The sequence below is a fragment of the Xanthomonas sp. 3058 genome (assembly GCF_014199765.1).
Taxonomy (GTDB): Bacteria; Pseudomonadota; Gammaproteobacteria; order Xanthomonadales; family Xanthomonadaceae; genus Xanthomonas; species Xanthomonas campestris_B.
The window spans coordinates 16,779-42,876 of the sequence record NZ_JACHOF010000016.1; the positions used below are offsets into that span (position 1 = coordinate 16,779).

Annotated in this window: 22 protein-coding genes and 1 tRNA gene; 4 read left to right on the forward strand and 19 right to left on the reverse strand. The window is 63.4% G+C overall.

Features of this window, described 5'->3' with window-relative positions; translation table 11 throughout:
• Positions 1 to 86 precede the first annotated feature (86 nt).
• Complete coding sequence (locus GGR61_RS16445; protein ID WP_184406808.1) at positions 87 to 665, forward strand: Fe-Mn family superoxide dismutase; 579 nt, start codon at positions 87 to 89, stop codon at positions 663 to 665.
• A gap of 118 nt (positions 666 to 783) precedes the next feature.
• Here GGR61_RS16445 and GGR61_RS16450 read toward each other — a convergent pair whose 3' ends face one another.
• Together GGR61_RS16450 and purE are read right to left on the reverse strand one after the other, a co-directional pair.
• Entirely contained in the window at positions 784 to 1,944 is a 1,161-nt protein-coding gene (locus tag GGR61_RS16450) for a 5-(carboxyamino)imidazole ribonucleotide synthase (RefSeq protein ID WP_184622726.1), read from the reverse strand.
• Entirely contained in the window at positions 1,941 to 2,444 is a 504-nt protein-coding gene (purE, locus tag GGR61_RS16455; protein ID WP_184406806.1) for a 5-(carboxyamino)imidazole ribonucleotide mutase, read from the reverse strand. Before purE ends, GGR61_RS16450 begins: the two co-directional genes overlap by 4 nt.
• Before the next feature lie 59 nt (positions 2,445 to 2,503).
• Here purE and GGR61_RS16460 point away from each other — a divergent pair, with 59 nt between their 5' ends.
• The 3 genes from GGR61_RS16460 to GGR61_RS16470 all read left to right on the forward strand — a co-directional run bounded on the left by GGR61_RS16460 (position 2,504) and on the right by GGR61_RS16470 (position 4,772).
• Complete coding sequence (locus tag GGR61_RS16460; protein ID WP_184406805.1) at positions 2,504 to 2,773, forward strand: Trm112 family protein; 270 nt, start codon at positions 2,504 to 2,506, stop codon at positions 2,771 to 2,773.
• Positions 2,770 to 3,654: a carboxylating nicotinate-nucleotide diphosphorylase gene (gene nadC, locus GGR61_RS16465; protein WP_184406804.1), complete on the forward strand. Its 885-nt coding sequence runs from the start codon at positions 2,770 to 2,772 to the stop codon at positions 3,652 to 3,654. Before GGR61_RS16460 ends, nadC begins: the two co-directional genes overlap by 4 nt.
• 62 nt (positions 3,655 to 3,716) lie before the next feature.
• Positions 3,717 to 4,772, forward strand: a complete 1,056-nt coding sequence (locus GGR61_RS16470; protein ID WP_184406803.1) for a DUF2272 domain-containing protein — start codon at positions 3,717 to 3,719, stop codon at positions 4,770 to 4,772.
• A gap of 374 nt (positions 4,773 to 5,146) precedes the next feature.
• Here GGR61_RS16470 and pnp read toward each other — a convergent pair whose 3' ends face one another.
• The 17 genes from pnp to nuoF form a co-directional block, all read right to left on the reverse strand.
• The gene (gene pnp / locus GGR61_RS16475; protein WP_184622728.1) at positions 5,147 to 7,261 is read right to left on the reverse strand and encodes a polyribonucleotide nucleotidyltransferase; all 2,115 of its coding nucleotides are present in this window, start codon (positions 7,259 to 7,261) and stop codon (positions 5,147 to 5,149) included.
• 169 nt (positions 7,262 to 7,430) lie between these two features.
• Positions 7,431 to 7,691 carry a 30S ribosomal protein S15 gene (rpsO, locus tag GGR61_RS16480; protein ID WP_184406801.1) on the reverse strand — a complete coding sequence of 87 codons (261 nt, stop codon included), beginning with the start codon at positions 7,689 to 7,691 and terminating at the stop codon, positions 7,431 to 7,433.
• 157 nt (positions 7,692 to 7,848) lie between these two features.
• The gene (truB, locus tag GGR61_RS16485) at positions 7,849 to 8,775 is read right to left on the reverse strand and encodes a tRNA pseudouridine(55) synthase TruB (RefSeq protein WP_184622730.1); all 927 of its coding nucleotides are present in this window, start codon (positions 8,773 to 8,775) and stop codon (positions 7,849 to 7,851) included.
• Between the two features lie 80 nt (positions 8,776 to 8,855).
• Positions 8,856 to 9,248, reverse strand: a complete 393-nt coding sequence (gene rbfA, locus GGR61_RS16490) for a 30S ribosome-binding factor RbfA (RefSeq protein ID WP_184622732.1) — start codon at positions 9,246 to 9,248, stop codon at positions 8,856 to 8,858.
• A gap of 141 nt (positions 9,249 to 9,389) precedes the next feature.
• On the reverse strand, positions 9,390 to 12,098 hold the full coding sequence (gene infB / locus GGR61_RS16495) for a translation initiation factor IF-2 (protein WP_184622734.1): 2,709 nt from the start codon (positions 12,096 to 12,098) through the stop codon (positions 9,390 to 9,392).
• 95 nt (positions 12,099 to 12,193) lie between these two features.
• Positions 12,194 to 13,705 (reverse strand): transcription termination factor NusA, encoded by a 1,512-nt coding sequence (nusA, locus tag GGR61_RS16500; RefSeq protein WP_184406798.1) that lies wholly within the window; start codon positions 13,703 to 13,705, stop codon positions 12,194 to 12,196.
• Positions 13,706 to 13,709: 4 nt separating this feature from the next.
• The gene (gene rimP, locus GGR61_RS16505) at positions 13,710 to 14,300 is read right to left on the reverse strand and encodes a ribosome maturation factor RimP (protein ID WP_184406797.1); all 591 of its coding nucleotides are present in this window, start codon (positions 14,298 to 14,300) and stop codon (positions 13,710 to 13,712) included.
• A 210-nt stretch (positions 14,301 to 14,510) separates the two neighbouring features.
• Positions 14,511 to 14,587, reverse strand: a tRNA-Met gene (locus GGR61_RS16510).
• A 193-nt stretch (positions 14,588 to 14,780) separates the two neighbouring features.
• On the reverse strand, positions 14,781 to 16,241 hold the full coding sequence (nuoN, locus tag GGR61_RS16515) for an NADH-quinone oxidoreductase subunit NuoN (protein ID WP_184622736.1): 1,461 nt from the start codon (positions 16,239 to 16,241) through the stop codon (positions 14,781 to 14,783).
• 36 nt (positions 16,242 to 16,277) lie between these two features.
• Positions 16,278 to 17,780, reverse strand: coding sequence for an NADH-quinone oxidoreductase subunit M (locus GGR61_RS16520; RefSeq protein WP_184622737.1), 1,503 nt, complete (start codon positions 17,778 to 17,780; stop codon positions 16,278 to 16,280).
• Between the two features lie 20 nt (positions 17,781 to 17,800).
• Positions 17,801 to 19,975, reverse strand: a complete 2,175-nt coding sequence (gene nuoL / locus GGR61_RS16525; protein WP_184622738.1) for an NADH-quinone oxidoreductase subunit L — start codon at positions 19,973 to 19,975, stop codon at positions 17,801 to 17,803.
• A 7-nt stretch (positions 19,976 to 19,982) separates the two neighbouring features.
• Positions 19,983 to 20,288, reverse strand: a complete 306-nt coding sequence (nuoK, locus tag GGR61_RS16530) for an NADH-quinone oxidoreductase subunit NuoK (protein ID WP_005914274.1) — start codon at positions 20,286 to 20,288, stop codon at positions 19,983 to 19,985.
• Positions 20,285 to 20,947 (reverse strand): NADH-quinone oxidoreductase subunit J, encoded by a 663-nt coding sequence (locus GGR61_RS16535; protein ID WP_184406849.1) that lies wholly within the window; start codon positions 20,945 to 20,947, stop codon positions 20,285 to 20,287. The genes nuoK and GGR61_RS16535 overlap by 4 nt, the downstream gene beginning before the upstream one ends.
• A 4-nt stretch (positions 20,948 to 20,951) precedes the next feature.
• Entirely contained in the window at positions 20,952 to 21,440 is a 489-nt protein-coding gene (gene nuoI / locus GGR61_RS16540) for an NADH-quinone oxidoreductase subunit NuoI (RefSeq protein WP_184406793.1), read from the reverse strand.
• A 3-nt stretch (positions 21,441 to 21,443) separates the two neighbouring features.
• Positions 21,444 to 22,535, reverse strand: coding sequence for an NADH-quinone oxidoreductase subunit NuoH (gene nuoH, locus GGR61_RS16545; RefSeq protein ID WP_184622739.1), 1,092 nt, complete (start codon positions 22,533 to 22,535; stop codon positions 21,444 to 21,446).
• A complete protein-coding gene (gene nuoG, locus GGR61_RS16550; RefSeq protein WP_184622740.1) occupies positions 22,532 to 24,766 on the reverse strand; it encodes an NADH-quinone oxidoreductase subunit NuoG in 2,235 nt (744 codons plus the stop codon). Before nuoG ends, nuoH begins: the two co-directional genes overlap by 4 nt.
• Positions 24,763 to 26,097, reverse strand: coding sequence for an NADH-quinone oxidoreductase subunit NuoF (nuoF, locus tag GGR61_RS16555; protein WP_184406790.1), 1,335 nt, complete (start codon positions 26,095 to 26,097; stop codon positions 24,763 to 24,765). Before nuoF ends, nuoG begins: the two co-directional genes overlap by 4 nt.
• Position 26,098: the final 1 nt, after the last annotated feature.

Genomic DNA, 26,098 nt, shown 5'->3' on the forward strand with positions numbered 1-26,098 from the left:
CCGGGTCGGATAAACTTCCGCAAAGGCGCGCATTGTAAGCCTTCAGCACGGCCTGTCGCCGCACTCCCTTCGCTGCCACTGACATCATGCCGATCGAACATCTTGCACTGCCCTACTCCCGCGCCGCTCTGGAGCCACACCTGTCGTCCGCGACGCTGGAAGCGCACTACGGCGTCATTCATCGCAGCGAGGTCGAACAGCTCAACGCGCGCATCGAAGGCAGCGAGTTTGCCGAACTGATGCTGGAAGAGATCATCGCGCAGGCGCAAGGCACGTTGTTTCATCTTGCCGCGCAGGTGTGGAACCACAATTTCTATTGGCAGTGTCTGCGTCCGCGCGGCGGCGGCGAACCGCTGGGCCGGCTGGCCGACAGCATCGCCAAATCGTTCGGCGATTTCGCGCATTTCAAGCAGGAATTCAACCGCGTCGCGCTGGGCACATTCGGCTCGGGCTGGGTGTGGCTGGTGCAGCGCCCGGACCGCACACTGGCCATCGTCGCCACGCCAAATGCCTCCACCCCGCGCACCGGGCCGGATACGCCGCTGCTCGCCTGCGACATCTGGGAGCACGCGTATTACCTGGATTATCGACAGGATCGTGCGCAGTACCTGGAGGCGTTCTGGAAGCTGATCAACTGGGAGTTCGTAGCCAGCCAGCTCGGCTAGCCACGTCACCGCTCGGGCTATCGATGCGTCCATCGATCATCGCCGGGTGGCCCCGACGACGTTCAAGAGGACGACACGACCGCCTGACAAGCCATTGCGACGGTCCTGCGTCGATGCATCACCGCACCTGCAGAGCGCATTCACCCAAGCGCGCGACCACCGGCCCAACCTGCGCATCGCGCTGCAACACATTTCCGGCATCCGCCAGTGCACGCGCAAGCGCCTGCGGGGTGTCGGCACGCAGCGTTGCATGCCCCACCTTGCGTCCATCGCGCGATTGCTTGCCATAGTCATGCCAATGCCCGCCAGGCACCGCTAGAAATGCGGCAGCGTCCGGCATCGCGCCTAACCAGTTGAGCATGCAGGCATGGCCGCGCATGGCGGTGCTACCGAGCGGCAAACCGAGTACGGCACGCACATGGTTTTCGAACTGCGAGGTCTCGGCGCCTTCGATGGTCCAATGGCCGGAGTTGTGCACGCGCGGCGCCATCTCGTTGGCGAGCAATTGGCCGTCGCGCACGAACAGTTCAAGCGCGAATACGCCGACATAGTCCAACCGCTCTGCGATCGCGCGCGCATGCGCCTGCGCGGCGGCCTGCACATCGGCATCCACGCTGGCCGGCGCAAGGCTGGCCGACAGCACGCCATCCACATGCCAGTTCTCGGTCAACGGCCAGGTGCGGAACGCGCCATCGCGGCCGCGCACCGCCACCACGCTGACCTCGCGCTGGAACGGCACAAAGGCCTCCACGATCAAACCGACCTTGGCCGCCTGCGCGCCGAGCGCATCCCAGGCGGCATCGGCATCGGCCAGCGTCTTGATGCGGAACTGGCCCTTGCCGTCGTAACCAAAGCGACGCGTCTTGAGCACGCAGGGGGTGCCGATACGCGCCAATGCGGCATCCAGCCCGGCACGGTCGTCGATCGCTGCAAACTCGGGCACCGGAATACCGAGCTCGCGGAACAGGGTTTTTTCGCTGAGCCGGTCCTGCGCCACCGCCAGGGCGGCGGCACTGGGAAACACCGGCACTTGCGCAGCGAGCTGTTGCGCGCTGGCGGCCGGCACGTTCTCGAAATCGAAGGTGATCACCTCCACATGCGCTGCGAAGGCAGCCAGCGCAGCGGCATCGTCGAATGCGCCGACCTGCAACGACGCGACCTGCCCTGCGCAGGCATCCTCCGCCGGATCGAACGCTGCAAAACGCAAGCCCAACGGCGCGCCGGCCAGAGCCAACATGCGCGCCAACTGACCACCGCCCAGAATCCCGACCGTGCTCATTGGCGCGGGTCGTCGCTGGCCATCACATCGTCGGTCTGCTTGGCGCGGAACTGCGCCAGCGCCTGACCGATCTGCGCCTGCTCGGACGCCAGCATCGCGGCGGCGAACAAGGCAGCATTGGCCGCACCGGCATTGCCGATCGCAAACGTGGCCACCGGAATGCCGGCCGGCATCTGCACGATCGACAGCAACGAATCCATGCCGTTGAGCGCCTTGGACTGCACCGGCACGCCGAGAACGGGCACTGCGGTCTTGGCAGCGAGCATGCCCGGCAGGTGCGCCGCACCGCCAGCGCCGGCGATGATCGCGCGCAGGCCGCGCTCGCCAGCCTGCTCGGCATAGGTGAAGAGCACGTCCGGCGTGCGATGCGCCGAGACCACCTTGACTTCGTAAGGCACGCCCAGCGCATCGAGCTTCTGAGCTGCGTGTTGCATGGTCTCCCAATCCGAACGGGAGCCCATCACGATGCCGACCAGCGGCGGGGAGTGGTTGGAGGTCATGGCCCTGCCCTGCGGTAAAGACGTATTCTAGCCATCTTCCACGCAAGACAAAGACTTCGATGGATCGCAAATTGCTCGACCTCCTATGCTCGCCCGACACCCGCCAGCCGCTCTCGCTGCTCGACGGCAAAGGCCTGGAAGCACTGAACACCGCCATCGCCGGCGGAAATCTGCAGCGTGCCGACGGCACCGTGCAGGCACAGCCGCTGCGTGAGGCGCTGATCACCCGCGACCGCAAGCAGATCTTCCGCGTCGACGATGGCATTCCGGTGCTGCTGGCCGAAGAGGCCATCGCTGCTGCGCAGATTGCCGACTTCCCCGAGAAGTGAATTCCTCTGTGCGTACGACCGTGCCGCAGGCGCCCCCGGCCGCGCTGGTGGATGCCGACGTGGCACGCGCACTGGCCGAGGACATCGGCACCGGCGATGTGACTGCGGCGCTGCTACCCGATCAGGCCGACAGCGCCTATCTGCTGTGCAAACAGGATGCGGTGATTGCCGGGCGGCCCTGGTTCGACGCCACGCATCGCGCGCTCGACCCACAGGTGCGCATCGACTGGCAGGTGCATGAAGGCCAGCACGTCGGCGCCGGCACGGTGCTGGCGCTGCTGCATGGTCGCAGTCGTAGTCTGGTCAGCGCCGAACGCACTTCGCTCAATTTCATGCAGACGCTTTCGGCCACGGCCACCGCGACCGCCGCCTACGTTGCGGCAGTGGCCGGTACCGGCACGCGCATCCTGGATACGCGCAAGACGCTGCCGGGTCTGCGCGCTGCACAGAAATACGCGGTGCGTTGTGGCGGTGGCGACAATCACCGCATCGGGCTGTTCGATACGGTGATGCTCAAGGAAAACCATATCCGCGCCGCCGGCTCGCTGAGCGCTGCCGTGCACGCTGCACGTGCGCAGCAACCGCAGCTGCCGCTGGTGGTCGAAGTGGAAACACTGGAGCAACTGCGCGAGGCCTTGCAGGTCGGCTGCACGCGCATCCTCATCGACGACTTCGACCCGGCGATGCGTCGCGAAGCGGTCCGCCTCGCTGCCGCCTTGCCGCGCGAACGACGCATTCCACTGGAAGTCTCCGGCAGCGTGGACCTTGCCGGCATCGCTGCGATTGCCGCCGATGGGGTGGATTGCATATCCATCGGCGGTCTGACCAAGCACGTGCAAGCCATCGACCTGTCGCTCAAACTCGGCCCGCCGCCACGCTGACTTCACGCGTGCCCACACGCAGCTCTGTCAGCCTGTTGATATTGTTCCGTACAGGATCTGCGATGACTGGAAAACCTTGGCCGTGGGTCTGCCTGTTACTGGCAGCATGGGGCGGCAACGCGGCAGCTGCGGAAGTGTGCGATATGCCGCCGCGATTCGGCACCAGTCCTGCAGCAATCGCCATCGTGCGCAGTGCCTGTAACGAACACAGGTTGTGGCAACGCCCGTTTATCGATGCCAAAGGTCGTCTGGCCAGTCTTGGCGTGACCGAAGCCGAGTCCAGCTATCTTGCCGACCACGGCGTGGTGGCCTGGCAACGCGTCGCGGGTTATTGGCGCGACAGTGGCACGCTGGCATCGATGGGCGGCAGTGCGGGGGCATCCAGTTGCGCCGCGCTCGATGGCACGCGTTACACCGCCAGTGATTGCCGCGCCTTCCTGATCGACAACCCGTGGTCGGCCGCCTTCATTTCATGGGTGATGACGCAAGCGAGGTTGAGCGGTTTTCATCGCTCGGCACGCCACCTGGATTACATAAAGAGCGCGTATAACGACGGCGCCAGCGGCCCGTATCAGTTCACCGATCCGGCAGTGGAAAAGCCTGCTCCCGGCGATCTGTTGTGCCTGCTGCGCGGGCGCAGCGCCGCGCTCGGCTATGCCGGGCTCAAGGCCGGACTTGGCGGTAGCGCCCCGATGCCATGGCAATCGCATTGCGACGTGGTGGTGGCGGCCAACGTCGGTGGCGATCGCACCTTGTATTTGATCGGCGGCAATGTGTTCAACACGGTAATGATGCGCAAGATGCCGCTGGACCGTGCCGGCCGCGTGGTGCTGCCGACGCCGCAGTCCGCCGGCAGCCAGGATCAGAGCGAAGACGGCCTGGGCATCGCCAGCGAATGCACGCCAGCGCACGAAGAACTGTGCGATTTCAATCGGCGCGATTGGGCTGCGCTGTTGAAGCTGCGGCCGGATGCAGCGATGACGGCGCCGCCGCCGGTTGAACCGTTGCCCGCCGCGCCAGTCACCTCGCCCGCAGACCAAACGATGCCGCCCGGTTTCCCGCGCGTTGTGCCGCCGCGTCCGCAGACGCAGCCAGCGCCGACCCAGCAGCCTGGGTGACGGGGGTCAAGGCCCTGCTCTCCCTTGGGGCGACAAAGGCGCAGCTCGCGCACCACTGGCGCGCGGGCCTTGGAAAGCTCCCGCGCCACGAACGCTGACTTGGGCGCGAAGCGAGGGCGAGGTGAGGGTTCGTGGTGAGGCCTTCGCCTTGTTTCAAACTGCACGAGGCTTCGCCACACCCTCATCCGGCGCTGCGCGCCACCTTCTCCCGCTCGCGGGAGAAGGGAATCGAAAGCCTTTCTTCCGGAGGGAGAAGGGAATCTGTTGAAAGCCTTTCTTCCGGGGGGAGAAAGGTCAAAGCCCATGTCATTACCGAGCACATACGAAAAAAGCGGGCCGAAGCCCGCTTTTTCGTCATGCTCAGACAGTGGCGATTACTCGGCCGAAGCCGGCACGCCCTCGCCTTCTTCCACTGCCTTGATCGACAGACGGATGCGGCCCTGCTTGTCCACTTCCAGCACCTTGACGCGGACCAGATCGCCTTCCTTCAACTTGTCGCCGACCTTCTCCACGCGCTCGCTGGAAATCTGCGAGACGTGCACCAGGCCGTCCTTGCCCGGCAGGATGGTGACGAACGCGCCGAAGTCCATGATCTTGGCGACCTTGCCTTCGTAGATGCGGCCCGGCTCCACGTCCGAGGTGATCTGCTCGATGCGCGACTTGGCAGCTTGCGCGGCAATCGCGTTGACCGAGGCAATGATGATCGTGCCGTCGTCCTGGATGTCGATCTGCGTACCGGTTTCCTTGGTGATCGCCTGGATGGTCGAACCACCCTTGCCGATCACTTCGCGGATCTTGTCCGGGTGGATCTTGATGGTCAGCAAGCGCGGCGCGTAATCGCTCAGTTCCAGACGCGGGGTGGTCAGTGCATGCGCCATCTCGCCGAGGATGTGCAGACGGCCAGCCTTGGCCTGCTGCAATGCCTGCTTCATGATCTCTTCGGTGATGCCTTCGATCTTGATGTCCATCTGCAGCGCGGACACGCCTTCGGCAGTACCGGCCACCTTGAAGTCCATGTCGCCCAGGTGATCTTCGTCACCCAGGATGTCGGACAGCACCACGAAGCGGTCGTCTTCCTTCACCAGGCCCATGGCGATACCTGCCACCGGCGCCTTGATCGGCACACCGGCGTCCATCAGCGCCAGCGAGCTGCCGCAGACCGATGCCATCGACGAGGAACCGTTGGACTCGGTGATTTCCGAGACCACGCGGATGGTGTACGGGAATTCTTCCAGGCTCGGCATCACCGCGAGCACGCCGCGCTTGGCCAGACGGCCGTGACCGATTTCACGACGCTTCGGCGCACCGAAACGACCGCACTCGCCCACCGAATACGGAGGGAAGTTGTAATGGAACAGGAAGTTTTCCTTGTACTCGCCGCTGACCGCATCGATCACCTGGCCATCGCGGGCGGTGCCCAGCGTGGTGACCACGATCGCCTGCGTCTCGCCGCGGGTGAACAGCGCCGAGCCGTGGGTACGCGGCAGCACGCCGGCCTGCACCGCGATCGGACGCACGGTATCCAGTGCACGGCCGTCGATACGCACCTTGGTCTCCAGGACCGAGTCGCGCATGGTGTGGTATTCCAGCTCGCCGAATTCCTTCGACAGCTCAGCGGTGCTCCAGCCCTCGGAGGCGACGCGGCCGGCCAGCGATTCCATCACGTCCTTCTTGATCGCCGAGATGGCGTCGCGACGCTGCAGCTTGTCGCGCACCTGGAAGGCACCAGCCAGCTGCGTGCCGACGGCTTCCCTCAGCGCGTTGATCAGCGCGGTGTTCTTGGCAGGCGCAACCCAGGTGCTGGGCTTGGTGCCGGCTTCGACGGTCAGCTCGTTGATCGCGTTGATGACCTTCTGCAGTTCGCGGTGACCGAAGGTGACCGCGCCCAGCATCACTTCTTCGGACAGCAGCGCCGCTTCCGACTCCACCATCAGCACCGCGTTCGCGGTACCAGCGACCACCAGCTCCAGCTGCGAATCCTTCAGCTCGGCGATGGTCGGGTTGAGAATGTATTCGCCGTTCTTGTAGCCCACCTTGGCGGCGCCGATCGGGCCATTGAAGGGGGTGCCGGCCAGCGACAGTGCGGCCGATGCGCCGATCAGCGCGGCGATATCGCCGTCGATGTCCGGGTTCATCGACATCACGGTCGCGATGATCTGTACTTCGTTCTTGTAGTCCTCCGGGAACAGCGGACGGATCGGACGATCGATCAGGCGCGAGATCAGCGTTTCCTTCTCGGTCGCACGTCCTTCGCGCTTGAAGAAGCCGCCCGGGATGCGGCCGCCGGCATAGAACTTCTCCTGATAATCAACGGTCAGGGGGAAGAAGTCCTGCCCTTCGCGCGCGGTCTTTGCGGCGACGGCGGTGACCAGCAGTACGGTGTCGTCCATCTTGACGATGACCGCGCCGCTCGCCTGGCGAGCGACTTCGCCCGTCTCCAGGGTGACGGTGTGCTTGCCGTACTGGAAGGTTTTGGTGATTTTTGCCACGGAGGTTTTTTCCCTTAGGTGTTGCTGTCTTCGTTGGACCGTCGTCGACCCATGCCGAGAACGGGTGGCCGGGAGGCTCCGGCCCATGAACTACATGCTGCAAACAACGGAGTGCCAATGACCAAAACGAAACCGCGGCGCATCGCTGCGCCGCGGCGGTAGGACTCGATTAGCGGCGCAGGCCGAGCTTCTCGATCAACGACTTGTAACGCGCGTTGTCCTTCTTCTTCAGGTAGTCGAGCAGGCTGCGACGACGGTTGACCATCTGCAGCAGACCACGACGGCTGTGGTGATCCTTCTTGTGGGTCTTGAAGTGACCGGTCAGCAGCTCGATGCGCGCGGTCAGCAGAGCGACCTGCACTTCCGGCGAACCGGTGTCCTGGGCGCTGCGCTTGTTGTCTTCAATAACTTTCTGGGTGTCGACGGACATGATGTGTACTCGATAGATGCGTGGTCGACAGGAACGTGCATGACGCACCGTCGGACTCGCCGTTTGCTAGGAATGAGCGCGCTTGGCGCTGAAGGTGCCCCGATCGGGGCCGCGAAATTGTAACGTCGTGCGACTACGGGAACAAGTTGACCAAACCTTAACAAGCCGAAAGGTCGTTCAGTCCATTGAACAGCCGCTGCGGCGACAAACGCCCCTCGGCGTCCACCAGGCCTAGGCCTGAGGGGATTCCGTCGGGTCCGAACACCGCCACCTGGCCGGCCGGAAATGCGGTATCACGCAGGCGCTGGCCCATTCGGAACCGCGTCGCATGGGCCTGGTCGAGCACGATCCGCGCAAAATCGACCAGGCCGGCCTGGATCGGCAGCAGCAATTCCTGTGCATCGGTACCGGCTTCCAACGCTGCAGAAAGCGCCTCCAGCGTCATCATCTGCGGAGTGCGAAACGGCTCGACCCACAGGCGACGCAGCGACGCGATATGCGCACCGCAGCCCAGCACTTCACCAAGATCGCGCGCCAGGCTGCGGATGTAGGTGCCCGAGCCGCAGGTCACGCGCAGTTGCAGACGCGGCGCGTCGTAGCCGATCAGTTCGATCGCATGCACGTCGACCTCGCGCACCGGCGCATCGATCACCTCGCCACGGCGCGCCTTGGCATACAGCGGCTCGCCGCCCTGCTTGAGTGCGGAGTAGATCGGCGCCTGCTGCGCGATCCGACCGACGAACGGCGCCAGCGCCGCGCGCAAGCCATCGTCGCTCAGCCCGGGCACCGTACGTTCGCGCAATGGCTCACCATCGGCATCGTCGGTATCGGTGGTGATGCCCAACACGATCTCGGCGTCATACGCCTTGGCCGAGCCGAGCAGCAGGCCGGCAATCTTGGTGGCCTCGCCCAGGCATAGCGGCAGCAAACCGGTCGCCAGCGGATCCAGGCTGCCGGTGTGGCCGCCCTTTTCCGCACGCAATAACCGGCGCGCAGCCTGCAATGCATTATTGGAACTGAGCCCAGCCGGTTTATCCAGCAACAGGATGCCGTGCAGCGGGCGATAGACGATGCGGGGTTTCAAAGGATCGGTGCTCGAATCGGGCGACCTGCGCGCCCGTGGGAGTCAGTGCCGCGCCTGAAACGGCGGCGGCCGGACAGCGCTCAGCGCTGCTCGGCGTCTTCGTCGCTGGAGGTGGACTCCGGGCCGACGTCGTCCAGGTCACGCAGCAAGTTATCGATGCGCTCGCCGCGATCGACCGAATCGTCGTAATGGAAATGCAGCTCGGGCACATGACGCAGCTTCATCGCGCGCGCCAACTGCGTACGCAGCTGACCAGCGATTTCCTTGAGCCCCTTGACCGCTTCAGCCGAACGCTCCTGCTGCAGCGCGGTGACGAACACCTTGGCATGCGCCAGGTCGCGGCTGATTTCGACATCGGACACGCTGACCGACGGCAAGCCGTGGTCGCGCACGGCCGCGTGCACGATCGTGCCGAGGTCGCGACGCACCTGTGCCGACACGCGGTCGGTGCGATGGAATGATTTGGTTGGCATGGTCGTGGACCTGGTTGATTCGGAGGGCCAGTTGGCACCGAAGCCAAAAACGAACGCGGGCGGCCATGCCGCCCTCGCCTTGCAAAACTTGCCTTGAAACCGTGCTTGACGGAATCCGGGGCCCGCAGGCCCCGGCAGCCGTTACAGCGTACGCGCGACTTCGATACGCTCGAAGCACTCGATCTGGTCGCCGGGCTTGACGTCGTTGTAGGCCTTCACGCCGATACCGCACTCGGTACCGTTGCGCACTTCCTCGACGTTTTCCTTGAAGCGACGCAGCGATTCCAGCTCGCCCTCGAACACCACGACGCTGTCGCGGAGCACGCGGATCGGCTTGCTGCGCTTGACCACGCCTTCGATGATCATGCAGCCTGCAACCGCACCGAACTTGGAGCTGCGGAACACGTCGCGCACCTGCGCGATACCGATGATCTCTTCGCGGATTTCCACGCCGAGCAGACCGGACGCCACCTGCTTCACCTGGTCGATCACGTCATAGATGATCGAGAAGTAACGCAGATCGATGCCGTTGGACTCGACGATCTTGCGTGCCGATGCATCCGCACGCACGTTGAAGCCGATCACCGTCGCCTTGGAGGCCGCTGCCGAATTCGCATCGGATTCGGTGATGCCGCCCACGCCGGAGTGGATCACGTTGATGCGGATGTCGTCGTTGGACAACGCCACCAGCGACTGCTTGAGTGCTTCCACCGAACCCTGCACGTCGGCCTTGATCACCAGGTTCAACACCTGCTGACCTTCGCCCTTGCCCATCTGGGCCAGGATGTCTTCCATGCGGTTGGTTGCCGAGGCGACCAGACGCGACTCGCGGCGCTTGGTTTCGCGCTGCTGTGCCACGTCCTTGGCCAGACGCTCGTCGTCGACGACCACGAAGTCGTCGCCGGCTTCCGGCACGCCGGACAGGCCGAGCACCTGCACCGGAATCGACGGACCCGCCGAGGCCGGCTGGTGGCCGGTTTCGTCGAACAGCGCACGCACGCGGCCGTACTGAATGCCGCACACCAGGTAGTCGCCACGCTTCAGCGCGCCCTGCTGCACCAGCACCGTCGCGACCGGGCCGCGGCCCTTGTCCAGCGACGATTCGATCACGGTCCCGCTGGCGCGGCCATCTGCCACTGCCTTGAGTTCCAGCACTTCGGCCTGCAGCGAAATCGCGTCCAGCAGCGTGTCCACACCGGTACCGACCTTGGCCGACACTTCGATGAACTGGGTATCGCCACCGAAGTCTTCGGCCACCACGTTTTCGGCCAGCAATTCGTTCTTGACCCGCAGCGGATCCGCGCCGGCCTTGTCGATCTTGTTGACTGCCACGATCAACGGAACGCCTGCCGCCTTGGCATGCGCCACCGCTTCCTTGGTCTGCGGCATCACGCCGTCATCGGCGGCAACGACCAGCACCACGATGTCGGTGATCTTGGCGCCGCGCGCACGCATCGAGGTAAACGCGGCATGGCCGGGCGTATCCAGGAAGCTGATGACGCCACGGCCGGTTTCGACGTGGTACGCACCGATGTGCTGGGTGATGCCGCCGGCTTCGCCAGAGGCGATCTTGGTGCGACGGATGTAATCCAGCAGCGAGGTCTTGCCGTGATCGACGTGACCCATGATGGTGACCACCGGCGGACGCGTCGTGGCATCGCCCTGCGCATCTTCGGCATGCGCCAACAGCGCGTCTTCGAAGTCGGCATTGTCGGCACGCACCGCCTTGTGGCCGAGTTCTTCGGTCACCAGGGCAGCGGTGTCGTGATCGATGCTCTGGGTGATGGTCGCCATGACGCCCATCTTGAACAGCGCCTTGACCACATCGCCGCCCTTCAGCGCGAGCTTCTGCGCCAGGTCGGCCACGGTGATGGTTTCGCCGATCGCCACTTCACGCACCACCGGTGCGGTCGGACGCTCGAACCCGTGCGGACCGCTATTGCCCTGATTGCCGCCACGCCCGCTGTCGTTGCCACGGCGCGAGGACGACGAACCCGGGCGACCGGTCGGCTTGCTGCGCACATTGGAACGGCGCGCGCGATCGGCAGCGGACAGATGCAACTGCCCGGCAAAGCGCTTGGTCGCATCGTCGTCTTCGACGCCAGCCACCATGACGTGCGAACCGCGCGTCTTGTGCTTGGCGGCATTGTTGCGATCGTCCGGGCGTGCCGGCGCGGCCGGACGCGAGGCCGGAGATGCACCAGCCGGACGGGCCGGACGCGGTGCCGAAGACGGCGAAGACGGGGCACGTGCGGCAGGCGCCGACGGCGGCGTCGCAGCAGCAACCGGGGCCGGCGCACTGGCAGCCGCAGCGGCTTCCTCGGCAGCCTTGCGCTCGGCTTCTGCACGGTCTTTGGCGGCCTGCTCTTCGTCACGCTTGCGCTGAATCGCTTCGTCGCGCACACGATCGCTTTCGGCCAGCGCCTGCTGCTCGTCGAGATTGCGCTGACGCGAGGCGGCGAGCTTGGCCAGGATGTCGGCGCGCTCTTCGTCCGGCGTCATCGGCGCGGCACGGCCGCTACCTTCATTTTCGGACTTCACGTAGGTGCGCTTCTGCCGCACCTCGACGTTGACCGTGGTCTTGGTGCGGCCGGCGTTGACCGTCACTTCCTGCAGCTTGCGCCGATTCAGCGTGATCTTCTTGGCTGCTTCGCTCGCCGCTTCGGCAGGCGCCTCGGCCTTGCCGTGCGTGCGACGCAGGAAGCCAAGCAGTTTCATCTTCTCGGTGCTGGTCACGACCTGGTCGGGACCGCTGAACTTCATTCCGGCCTCGGCCAGTTGAACCAGCAGTTTATCGACCGGCGTATTGACCAGTTCGGCAAGCTTGCGGATGGTGGTTTGCTGCGACATTCGGATCCTATGATCTGGTTGGCGCCCCCTCGCCCAGAGCAAGGGAAACGCTGATTCTAAGCCCTGATGGGGTCAGGGCGCGGTTCATTGCCGGCTCATTCGCCGCGCTCCAAACGGGCGATCTCCTCGGCGCGGGCCGCCAGGATCAGCGCCGCGGCGCGCTCCTGGGTCAAACCCTCGATGCCGAAGTCGACGATCTCGTCCGCTGCCAGGTCGGACAAGTCCTCGCTGGTGCGCACGCCGTGCTCGGCCAGAGCAAAGGCCGTTTCCTCGTCCATCCCCTCCAGCGCCAGCAGGTCCTCGGTGGGCTGAGTTCCTTCCAGGCCTTCTTCTTCTGCCAGCGCGGCGTTGAGCAACGCATCGCGGGCACGGGCGCGCAACTCTTCGACGATGTCTTCGTCGAAGCCTTCCACCGCCAGCAACTCGCCGACCGGCACGTAGGCGATTTCCTCGACCGTATTGAAGCCCTCGGTCACCAGGATCGCTGCGATTTCTTCGTCCACTTCCAGGCGGTCCATGAACAACTGGCGCGCGGAGGTCTGCTCGGCTTCGGACTTGGCGGCCACCTGGTCGGCGGTCATCACGTTGAGCTGCCAACCGGTCAGGCGGCTGGCCAGACGCACGTTCTGGCCGCCCTTGCCGATCGCCTGGGCCAGGCGATCTTCCGCCACGGCCAGATCCATCGAGTGCTTGTCTTCATCGACGATGATCGACTGCACTTCGGCCGGCGCCATCGCATTGATCACGAAGTTGGCCGGGTTCTCGTTCCACAACACGATATCCACGCGCTCGCCATTGAGCTCGTTGGACACCGCCTGCACGCGCGAACCGCGCATGCCGATGCAGGCACCGATCGGATCGGTGCGGGTGTCGTGCGCGATCACGGCGATCTTGGCGCGGTCGCCCGGATCGCGTGCGCAGGCCTTGATCTCGACCAGGCCCTGACCCACTTCCGGCACTTCGAGCTTGAACAACTCGATCATGAATTCCGGCGCGGCGCGGCTGATGAACAGCTGCGGGCCGCGTGGTTCCGAACGCACTTCGGCCAGGTAGCCGCGCACGCGGTCGCCCGGACGCAGTACATCGCGCGGAATGCCCTTGTCCTTCGGAATGAAGGCTTCGGCATTGCCGCCCAGATCGACAAAGATATTGCCGCGCTCGGCACGCTTGACCACACCGGTGATCAGCTCGCCCACGCGGTCCTTCCAGGCATCGACCACCTGCTGGCGCTCGGCTTCGCGCACACGCTGCACGATCACCTGCTTGGCGGCCTGCGCGGCGATACGGCCGAAATCCGGGTTTTCGATCTGTTCTTCGATGTAGTCGCCCACATCCACGCCGTCGGCTTCGTCGATGGCATCCATCAGACGCACCTGGCGATCCGGCGACTCCATCACCACATCGTCGGCCACCACTTCCCAACGACGGAAGGTTTCGTAGTTGCCGTCCTTGTGGTCGATGGTCACGCGCGTCAGCACGTCCTGGTCGGGATAGCGCTTCTTCGCTGCGGAAGCCAACGCGGCCTCGATCGCATCGAAGATCACTTCGCGCGGCACGCCCTTTTCGTTGGCCACCGCATCCACTACCAGCAAAAGTTCCTTGCTCATTTAGTCACTCCGCGCGCGGCTTGCCAGCCGCCGACTCGTTGGATGGTTTCTTCTTCTCGTGCCCGGGTTTTTTCGGGCCGGGCTTATTCGGTTTTTGCGGGGCCAGGCCCAAAGCGACCCAATCCGGCAGGATGCGCGCCTTGTCGATGTTGTCGAAGCCGATCTGTACGTCCTTGCCGTCGATGGCGAACACCACCGCGTCGGCCTCGGACTCGATCCGCACGATCTTGCCCTGGAAGCGGCGCCGACCATCCTGCGCCAGCTTCAACACGATCTTGGCGGACTCGCCGGCATGACGGGCGAACTGCTCCAGCGTGAACAACGGACGATCCACACCCGGCGAGGACACCTCAAGCGTGTAGTTGCCGGTGATGGGGTCTTCGACGTCAAGCTGGGCCGACACTTCACGGCTCACGCGCTCGCAGTCATCGACATTGATCACACGCTCGGGCTGTTCGGCCAACGGCACATCGATATACAGGCGCAACGTGGCGCCACCTGGAGCGGGAAGATATTCCACACCCAGCAGTTCCAAGCCCAGGGACTCAACCGTTGGACTCAGCAGATTCGCGATTTCGGTCGCTTTTTCGCTCACAGACTGCCCTGATCAGATGATTGCCAGTAGAACCCCGGCAACCGGCAGCAAACTTTCCGGTTCCGGAAAAAACAAGGGGCCCGATGGGCCCCTTGTGTAAAAAAAGCCCGACCTCTAAGGGTCGGCGCAAAGACGGGAACATGCGTCTTTGCGATCCAAGAAGCTGAAGTACTGCCCTAAGGCATTGCATTAACGCAGCACTTCAAAACTTGGTAGCGGGGGCAGGATTTGAACCTGCGACCTTCGGGTTATGAGCCCGACGAGCTGCCAGACTGCTCCACCCCGCAGCAGAAGCGGAATTATGAAGAACTCGGGAGAAAATTGCAAGCCCCAGTTTTCCATCTGTTGAAACCCTGGTGGGTCTCAACGTCGCGGCGAATGATAACCGCATTGCAACAAAAACGAAACATCAATCACAACTTTATTTCAGGGCCAGGCAACACGCGCGCATGTCCGCCTACAGCCTGGTGCAGACGCGCGTTACGCGAGACCTGCAAATGCGCGCTGGCACCAGACCATGATCGGACTCCAGCTCACGCCCAGGGCGAGCAAGGCCAGCGCGTTGACACTGAGCACGATGCCCAGCACGCGGTCGTTGTTGGCCGGCAACGGCTCGCCGACCGGCTCATCGAAGTACATGACCTTGATGACGCGCAGATAGTAGTAAGCGCCGATTACCGCGCAAAGCACACCAACGATCGCAAGCCACAGCATGTCGCCCTTCACTGCAGCGCCCAACACCGCCAGCTTGGTCCAGAACCCGAGGAACGGCGGAATACCGGCCAGCGAGGCCATGATGCACAGCACCAGGCCGGCCATCCATGGATTACGCGCGTTGAGTCCTTTGAAGTCGTCGATGTTCTCGGCTTCAAAGCCATTGCGCGACAACGCGATGATGGCGCCGAACGCGGCGGTCGACATGATGGTGTAGCTCACTGCGTAGAACATTGCAGCGCTGTAGCCCTCTTCACCGCCACCGGCAACACCCATCAGCAAAAAGCCGATATGTGAGACGGTCGAGTACGCCAGCATGCGCTTGAGATTGCTCTGCGCGATGGCCATCAGGTTGCCGATCACCAGCGACAGTGCCGACAGGCCGCCAATCAACAGATGCCACTGAGGCGACAACGGCCCCATGCCCACTTCCAGCAGGCGATACGCCATCCCGAAAGCCGCCAGCTTGGGGGCCGAACTGATGAACAACGCGATCGGCGCGGGCGCGCCCTGGTAGACGTCGGGCAACCACATATGGAACGGTGCGGCACCCAGCTTGAAGGCCACGCCAGCGATCATGAAGATGGTGCCGGTCAGCAGCAGCGTGCGCTCCTTGGAGCCGTCGATCGCGTCATGGATGCCGCTCAGGCTGAGCGTACCGGTAGCGCCATAGACCAGCGACATGCCGTACAGCAGCAGACCCGACGCCAGCGAGCCCAGCACGAAATACTTCATCGCCGCTTCGGTCGCCAGGCCGTTGTCGCGATTGGAGGCAACCAGCGCGTAGGAGCACAGCGCAAGCAATTCCAGACCCAGGTAGACCATCAACAGGCTGCCCGCCGACGCCAGCAGCATCATGCCGGCGGTGGCGAACAACACCAGCACCGGGATTTCGCCCTGATAGAGATTGCGCTCGCGCAGGTAGCTCCAGCCGTAGACCAGGCTCAGGCCACTGACGAACACGATCACGGTCTTCATCACATCCGCAGCCGTATCGCGTACGAACATGCCATGGAACGCTTCGCCCTGCCCGCCCGTGCCGGTGGCCAATAGCGCCAACACCACGGCGAGTACCGCGACGGAAAACAGGTGGGTCCAGACCTTGTGCCGCTGGCTGACGAACAGGTCGAGCATCAGCAGGGCAAAGGCGCCGCCGATCAGCACCAGCTCCGGAGCGAGCGGAGCCAGGTCAGCGGTGGTCAACGGCGCGAGCGTTGGCGTGGTCATCATCAAATCCTGAAAATCAAAACGTACGGCAAGCTGTTACAGCTTGGTCGCGGCAATCTGGGTAGCCAGCTTGGCGATCGATGGTTCCATCAGATCGGTCAGCGGCTTCGGATACAGGCCCAGGGCCAGCACGCCAGCGGCGAACACCCCCAGCACGAACGCCTCACGGCCATTGATGTCCTTCAGCTCGGCCACGTGTGCGTTGGCCACTTCGCCGAAAAACACGCGCTTGTAGAGCCACAAGGTATAGGCCGCAGTGATCACCAGTGTGGTGGCCGCAGCGAAGGCAATCAGCGGGTGCTTCTGGAAGCTGGCCAGGATCACCATGAACTCGCCAACGAAGCCGCTGGTGCCCGGCAAGCCGGCATTGGCCATGAAGAACAGCATGGCGAAGGTGGCGAACCACGGCATCACGTTGACCACGCCGCCGTAATCGGCGATGCGGCGGGTATGCATGCGGTCGTACAGCACGCCGATGCAGGAGAACATCGCGCCGGACACGAAGCCGTGCGAGATCATCTGCACCATCGCACCCTGCAGGCCGAGACGGGCGGCGTCGGTGCTGCCGTACTCGCGCACCAGGGTGAAGGCGATGAAGGTGCCGAGGGTGACGAAGCCCATGTGCGCGATGGACGAATACGCCACCAGCTTCTTCATGTCGTCCTGCACCAGGGCCACCAGACCGACGTAGATCACGGCGATCAACGACAGCGCGACGACCAACCACGCAAACTCATGGCTTGCATCGGGAACGATCGGCAGGTTGAAGCGCAGGAAGCCGTAACCACCGATCTTCAGTGCGATCGCCGCCAGGATCACCGAACCGGCGGTCGGCGCCTCGACGTGGGCATCCGGCAACCAGGTGTGCACCGGAAACATCGGCACCTTGACCGCAAAGGCGATCAGGAACGCGAAGAAGATCCAGGTCTGCTCCTTGGCGGTCAGCTGCAGCGCATACAGGTCGGCAAGCTGGAAGCTGCCGCCCTTCAGGTACAGGTAGACCAGACCCACCAGCATCAGCACCGAGCCGAGGAAGGTGTAGAGGAAGAACTTCATCGCCGCGTAGATACGCCGCGGACCGCCCCAGACACCGATGATCAGGAACATCGGGATCAGCATGGCTTCGAAGAAGACATAGAACAGCATCGCGTCGGTGGCAGCGAAGATACCGACGGTGACGCCTTCCAGAATCAGGAACGCGGCGACGTACTGATTGACGCGCTTATCGATCGAGCGCCAGGCGCCGATCAGCGCCAGCACCGTCACTAACGTGGTCAGCACGATCAACGCGACCGCGATGCCATCCACGCCCAGGTTGTAGCCGATGTTGTAGGCCGGGATCCAGGCATGCAGTTCGATGAACTGCATGGCGTCATTGGCCGTGTCGTAGCCCAGCAGCGGCAGACTCAGCACAAAGGTCGCCACCGCCACCGCCAGCGATGCCCATCGGGCAGTTTCGGCGTTGCGCAACGCAAGGATCAAGGCGCCACCGATAATCGGCAGCCAGATCAAGATAGACAGTAAAGGCCAGTTCGACACGTTTTCTTATTCCGTACAGGTCAACGCCAGAAATGCATCAGTACCGCCAACAAGGCGATCAAACCGATGATCATTGCGAAGGCGTAGTGATAGAGGAAACCGGATTGCGTGCGACGCAGCAGATTTGCAGCCAGGTCGATCAGTCGGGCAGAACCATTGACGACGACACCGTCGACCACATGGGTATCGATGGCACGTGACGCCTTGCCAAGAGCAACGCCGCCACCGGCGAAGCCATTGATCCAGAGCTTGTCGAAGCCGTACTTGTTTTCCAGCAGCCACACGAGCGGCGCGAACGCCTTGCGCGACTTGGTGGCCAGCTCCGGCTTCCACAGGTAGAACAGCGCGGCCAGCAGCAGGCCAGCGACGGTCAGGAAGAACGGTGCAGCCAGCATGCCGTGCAGCGCGAACGCCACCGGGCCATGGAACTCTTCGGCGAGCGCGCCGACGGTGTCGCGCGCCGGATCGTAGAAGTCGACAATGCCGGTGAAGAACGACACCGCCTGACCCTTCATCGCGTGCGCGGCGTGGTGGCCCTGCCAATCGGTGCCGAACAACATCGGGCCGATGGTGAAGAAGCCGATCGCCACCGACGGGATCGCCAGCAGGATCAACGGCAACGTCACCACCCACTTGGACTCGTGCGGCTCATGCGCACCGTGGTGTCCATGGCCGTGGTCATCGTGGCCGTGCGCGTCATGCGCATGTGCGTCATGCGCATGTGCATCGTGCGCATGCACCTGTGCTTCGGCATCGGTATGCGCGCTGTCGTGATGGGCATGCGCACCGTGCGCGTGGGCATCGCGGAAGCGCTCCTTGCCGTGGAAAGTCAAAAACAGCAGACGGAAGCTGTAGAAACTGGTGACCAGCACACCACCGAGCACGGACCAGTAACCGTAGGTCGCGATCCAGCTATGCGATTCGTGCGCGTGGTGCGCAGCGGCTTCGATGATGGTGTCCTTGGAGTAGAAACCCGAGAAGAACGGCGTGCCAACCAGCGCCAGCGTACCGATCACGCTGGTCCAGTAGGTCACCTTCATGTACTTGCGCAGGCCGCCCATCTTGCGCATGTCCTGCTCGTGGTGCATTCCGATGATGACCGAGCCGGCCGCCAGGAACAGCAGCGCCTTGAAGAAGGCGTGCGTCATCAGGTGGAACACCGCCGCCGAGTAAGCGGACACGCCCAGCGCTACCGTCATGTAGCCGAGCTGGGACAGCGTCGAATACGCAACCACGCGCTTGATGTCGTTCTGCACGATGCCGATCAGGCCGGTGAAGAAGGCCGTGGTCGCACCGATGAACAGGATGAAGTTCAGCGCCGTTTCCGATAGCTCGAACAGCGGCGACATGCGCGCCACCATGAAGATGCCGGCGGTGACCATCGTTGCGGCGTGGATCAACGCCGAGATCGGGGTCGGTCCTTCCATCGAGTCCGGCAGCCACACGTGCAACGGCACCTGCGCCGACTTGCCCATCGCACCGATGAACAGGCAGATGCAGATCAGCGTCATCACGCTCCACTCGTGGCCAGCAAACAGCTGCACCTTGGCACCGGCCATGGTGGTCGCGTTGGCAAACACGGTGGAGTAATCCAGCGAGCCGAACCACAGCAACACGCCGGCGATGCCGAGGATGAAGCCGAAGTCGCCGACGCGATTGACCAGGAACGCCTTCATGTTGGCGAACACCGCGGTCGGGCGCTTGAACCAGAAACCGATCAGCAGGTACGAGACCAGGCCTACCGCTTCCCAGCCGAAGAACAGCTGCAGGAAGTTGTTGCTCATCACCAGCGTCAGCATCGAGAAGGTAAACAACGAGATGTAGCTGAAGAAGCGCTGGTAACCCGGGTCCTCTTCCATGTAGCCGATGGTGTAGATGTGCACCAGCAGCGACACGAAGGTCACCACCACCATCATCATCGCGGTCAGGCGATCGACCATGAAGCCGACATGCGCGGAGTAATTACCGACGTCGAAGAAGGTGTACAGGTTCTGGTTGAACGGGCTGGCGCCCTGCTCCACCAATTGATACAGGGTCAGGCACGACAGTACGCAGCTGACCGCCACACCGAGGATGGTGACGTACTGCGCGCCCTTGCGCCCCACCTGACGACCGAACAGGCCGGCGATGATGCTGCCGACCAGCGGTGCGAGCACCACTGCAATCAACAGACTCTTGGAGAGAGTGATTTCCATCTACAGGTCAGCCCTTCAACGTATCGACTTCGGCCACATTGATCGTGCGGCGCGTGCGGAACAGAGTCACCAGGATCGCAAGGCCGATCGCGGCCTCCGCGGCGGCGACGGTCAGGATGAAGAACACGAACAACTGACCGGCGGTGTCGCCGAGCTCGCGCGAGAACGCGATGAAGTTGACGTTGACCGACAGCAGCATCAACTCGATCGACATCAGCAGCACGATGACGTTCTTGCGGTTGAGGAAGATGCCGGCCAGGGAGATGCAGAACAGCACAGCGCCCAGTCCAAGCAGGTGGCCCAAGGTAATCAAGACTTCGCCTCCTGTCCGTCGGCCGCATCGATCTGCGGCGCGACCTGTACCGGCTTTTCAACCGCCATTTTGACGATACGCAAGCGATCGCCCGCCTTGACGCGAGACTGCTCGGAGGCAATCTGGATCTTGATGCCGGTGCGCTTGCGCAGCGTCAGCATCACCGCAGCCACCACGGCCACGGTCAGGATCACCGCAGCAAATTCGAATGGCAGCAGGAACTCGGTGTACAGGCTCTTGGCCAGCCAGGTCAGGTTCGAGCTATCGGCTGCCTGCGCGGCCGCGTTGTCGGCCGGGAACGGCGTGACACTGCGTGCCTTGACACCAATCAGCGTGACCATCTGCGCCAGCATGGCGACCGCGACGATGACACCGATCGGCATGTACTTGACCCAGCCCTCACGCAGACGGCTGGTGTCGATGTCCAGCATCATCACCACGAACAGGAACAGCACCATCACTGCGCCGACGTAGACCAAGACCAGCGTCACGCCGAGGAACTCGGCGCCGACCAGCAGCCAGATGCAGGCCATCGAGAAGAAGGTGAGGATCAGGCACAGCACGGCATACACCGGGTTGCGCACGCTGATCACCGCACCGGCGGACACGACCGCGACGGCGGAGAAGGCGTAAAAAGCAATAGTGACCCAGTCCATCATGACCTCAACGGAAGGCGGCATCGGCAGCGCGACGCTCGGCGATCTCGGCTTCAAACCGGTCTCCGATCGCCAGCAGCTGCGGCTTGTTGACAATGTTCTCGCCACGCTTCTCGAAGTGGTATTCGAGGATATGCGTCTCGACGATCGAGTCCACCGGGCAGCTTTCTTCGCAGAAGCCGCAGAAGATGCACTTGAACAGATCGATGTCGTAGCGCGTGGTACGACGCGAGCCGTCCTCGCGCTTGGCCGAGTCGATGGTGATCGCCAGCGCCGGGCACACCGCTTCGCACAACTTGCAGGCGATGCAACGCTCTTCGCCATTGGGATAGCGGCGCAACGCATGCAGGCCACGGAAACGCGGCGATTGCGGGAACTTCTCCATCGGGTACATCACGGTGTACTTGGGCTTGAACGTGTATTTCAACGTCAGCCACAAGCCTCCGAGCAATTCGAGCAGGAGCAAGCTCTTGAAGTAATGGGTGATCTTGTTCATCAATTACACGCCCTTCTGGATCACGCCGTAAAACACCATCAACGCCGTCACTGCGATCCACACGATCGTGAGCGGAATGAACACCTTCCAGCCCAGACGCATGATCTGGTCGTAGCGGTAGCGCGGGAAACTTGCACGGAACCAGATATAGGCGCTGGCGAAGAAGAACACCTTCATCAGCAGCCACGGCCAACCGCCGGTCCACACCCAATTGATCCACGGCGAGATATCCGCTGTGACCCAACCCTGGATCGGGCTCAGCCAACCGCCGAGGAAGAAGATCGAGATCAGGAAGCTGACCAGGATCATGTTGGCGTATTCGGCCAGGAAGAACAGCGCGAACGCGCCGCCCGAGTATTCCACCATGTGGCCGGCAACGATTTCCGATTCGCCTTCCACCACGTCGAACGGCGCGCGGTTGGTTTCGGCGACGCCGGACACCCAGTACACGATGAACAGCGGGAACAGCGGAATCAGGAACCAGTCGAAGAAGCCCGAATTACCGCCTTGCGCCAACACGATCTGGCTGAGGTTGACGCTGCCGGAAGCGATCATCACGCCGACCAGCGCAAAGCCCATCGCGATTTCGTAGCTGACCACCTGCGCGGCCGAACGCATCGCACCCAGGAACGCGTACTTGGAGTTGGACGCCCAGCCGGCCAGGATGATGCCGTACACGCCCAGCGAGGTCATCGCCAGCAAATACAGCAGACCCACGTTGGCGTTGGACAGCACCAGCTGCGCATCGAACGGCACCACCGACCAGGCCGCGAAGGCCGGCGCCAATGTCAGCAGCGGCGCGATGATGAACATCGCCTTGTGCGAACTGCTCGGCTGCAGGATCTCCTTGAACAGCAGTTTGAACACGTCGGCGAAGGCCTGGAAAATGCCCATGCCCACGTACATCGGCCCGTGACGCACGTGCATCCAGCCGATCAGCTTGCGCTCCCAGACAACGTAGAACGCCACCGCCAGGATCACCGGCACGGCGATCAGCAGGATCTTCAGCACGATCCACAGCAGGACGCCGCCATCGCCCAGTCCGAGGAACCACTGGTGCAGGGGGTCGACCACGTTCAACAGCAATTCGTTCATGCAGCCACCACCGTTACACGACCGGCACCGAGCGGCGCGGTTGCGCCATGGCCGGATTCGATCCACACCGTGCCCGGTGCGACACGCTTGTCCAGTATCACCGGCAACGTCGCCTGACCGGCGTCGGTACCGACCTTGACCATCTGATGCGCGCCGACCTGCAACTGTGCAGCCTGGTCGGGATGCATCACCACGCAGGGCGCGATGTTGAGCGGATGCGACTGCAACGCAGCAGCACGCCGCACCACGGCATCGGTGCGATAGATCGCTGCGGTGGCGGCCACTTCCAGTCCGTCGCGCATCGTTGCCGGCTGCGCCGATGCCGCAGGAATGACGCTGCGATTCTGCATACCGGCACGCAGGCCGACCAGATCGATGAACTCGAAACCCGGAAGACCCAGCTCGCCGCCAAGCGCACGCAGGACGCGCCAACCCTCGCGCGCTTCGACCGGCAGGCGGCCGGCGGCACGTGCCGTCTGCACGCGACCGTCGAGATTGGTCAGCGATGCATCGATTTCCGGCAATGCGCCGATCGGCAGGATCACATCGGCCACATCGCGCGTCGAGGCGCAAGCGAACTGGCTGAAAGCGACTACCTTGGCACCAGCCAGCGCGCTGCGTGCAGCAGCGGCATCGGCAAAATCCAGGCCCGGCTCGATGCCGTACAGCACATACGCCTGACGCGGCTGCGCCAGCATGCCGGCCACATCGCGTGCGGTCGGCAGCACACCTTGCGCAACCAGCCCGACAGCATTCGCACCCTGCGGAATCCGGCACAGCGACGCACCGGTGGCAGCGGCAAAGTCGCGTGCAGCAGCACGCAGTGCAGCGGCCTGCGGGTGATTTTCAGCCAGTGCACCGACCACGATCACGGCACGCGTGGCGCCCTTGACCGCATCGCGCAAGGCCGCATCGTTCAGTGCGCCAGCCAGTTGCGACGGCGCAACGACCGTGCGGCTTGCCTGGGTGAAGGCAAAATCGAAATCGACCGGATTGACCGAATGGATCTGTGTCCGGTTCTGGATGTGCGCTTTGCGCAAACGCGCATGCAGCAGCGGCAGTTCGTGACGCACGTTGGTGCCGAACAGCACGACAACATCGGCCTGCTCGATCTCTGCAAGCGGCGTGGCGAAGGTTTCGGCCACTGCAGCGTCGGAGAAATCGCGGTTGAGCAGGCGGTGATCCAGATTGCCGCTGCCCAGGCCTTCGGCCAGGCGTGCGAGCAGCGCGCCCTCTTCGTTGGACGTGGAGGGATGCACCAGCACACCCAGCGCGTCGCCGGCATTGTCGCGCAGGATCTGGGTCGCAGCGGCCAGACCTTCGGTCCAGCTCACTTCGGTCCACTCACCGTTGATCTTCTTCAGCGGCTTGACCGCACGGTCTTCCGCATACAGGCCCTGGTGCGAATAACGGTCACGATCGGACAGCCAGCACTCGTTGACCGCTTCGTTGTCGCGCGGCACGGTGCGCAGCACTTCGCCGCGACGCACGTGCAGGAACAGGTTCGAGCCCATCGCATCGTGATAGCCGAGCGATTCGCGCGCCATCAATTCCCACGGACGCGCACGGAACTGGAACACCTTGTTGGTCAGCGCGCCCACCGGGCACACGTCGATGACGTTGCCGGAAATTTCGGTGGTCAGCGGCTTGCCGTCGTAGGTGCCGATCTGCAGGTTTTCACCGCGATACATGCCGCCCAGTTCGTAGGTGCCGGCGATGTCTGCAGTGAAGCGCACGCAGCGGGTGCACTGGATGCAGCGGGTCATTTCGGTGGCAACCAGCGGACCGATGTCTTCGTCCGGCACCACGCGCTTGCGCTCGTTGAAGCGGCTCACCGACCGGCCGTAGCCGAGCGAGACGTCCTGCAATTCGCATTCGCCGCCCTGATCGCAGATCGGGCAGTCCAGCGGGTGATTGATCAGCAGGAATTCCATCACGCTGCGCTGGTACTTCAACGCTTTTTCGCTGCGCGTGGTGACCTTCATGCCATCCATCACCGGGGTGGCGCAGGCCGGCGACGGCTTCGGGGATTTCTCGACGTCCACCAGGCACATGCGGCAGTTGGCCGCGATCGGCAGCTTCTCGTGGTAGCAGAAGCGCGGGATCGGAATGCCGGCCTTGTCGGCCGCCTGGATGATCATCGAGCCCTTCGGCACCACCAGGGACTGCCCGTCGATCTCGACGGTGACATGGTCCGGTGGCACGTTCGGGTTCACTGGTTGGGCGCTCATGCGGCCACTCCGACGTGCGTGTCGACGATCGAACGACCGTTGACGATGTAGTACTCGAACTCGTCCCAGAACTGCCGCAGGAAGCCTTGAATCGGCCACGCCGCCGCTTCGCCGAACGCGCAGATGGTGTGCCCTTCGATCTGGCCGGCCACGGTACGCAGCTGGTGCAGGTCTTCCATCGTGGCCTTGCCGGCGACGATGCGCTCCAGCACGCGATGCATCCAGCCGGTACCTTCGCGGCACGGGGTGCACTGACCGCAGGATTCCTTGTGGAAGAACTGCGAGATGCGGCAGGCGAAACGCACGCAGCACACGCTGTCATCCAGGACGACAATCGCGCCCGACCCCAGACCGGTGCCCAGTGCACGCAAGGTGTCGTAATCCATCTGCAAGCCAGGCATCTGCTCGGCCTTCAGCACCGGCATCGACACGCCACCGGGCACCACTGCCTTGAGCTTGCGGCCCGGGCGCAGACCACCGGCCATTTCCAGCAGTTCGTCGAAGGTGGTGCCGAGCGGCACTTCGAAATTGCCGCCCTTCTGCACGCAGCCGGACACCGAGAAGATCTTCGGGCCGCCGTTCTTGGTCTTGCTCAACCCCAAAAACCACTCAGGGCCGTTGCGAATGATCGCCGGCACCGACGCGTAGGTCTCGGTGTTGTTGATGGTGGTCGGCTTGCCGTACAGGCCGAAGTTGGCCGGGAACGGCGGCTTGTAGCGCGGTTGGCCCTTCTTGCCTTCCAGCGATTCCATCAGCGCGGTTTCTTCGCCGCAGATGTAGGCGCCGGCACCCAGCGCACCGTAGATATCGATATCCACGCCGCTGCCGAGGATGTTCTTTCCCAGCCAGCCGTTGGCATACGCATCGGCCAGCGCCAGTTCGAAATTCTCGAACGGCTCGTGGTGGAACTCGCCACGCAGGTAGTTGTAGCCCACGGTCGAGCCGGTGGCGTAGCAGGCGATCGCCATGCCCTCCACCACCGAATGCGGGTTGTAACGCAGGATGTCGCGGTCCTTGCAGGTGCCCGGCTCGGATTCGTCCGAGTTGCACAGGATGTATTTCTGCATCGTGCCCTTGGGCATGAACGACCACTTCAAGCCGGTCGGGAAGCCCGCGCCGCCGCGGCCGCGCAGGTTGGACGCCTTGACCATTTCGATGACGTCGGCCGGCGCGATCTTCTCTTCGAGGATCTTGCGCAGCGCGGCGTAGCCACCGGATTTCAGATAGCTCTCGTACGACCACGGAGTGTCGTAGTGCAGCGTCGTGTAGACGACCTGATGCGGCAACGGTGCCGGCCCGACCGGGCCCGAGGGTGCGTGATGATGTGCCATG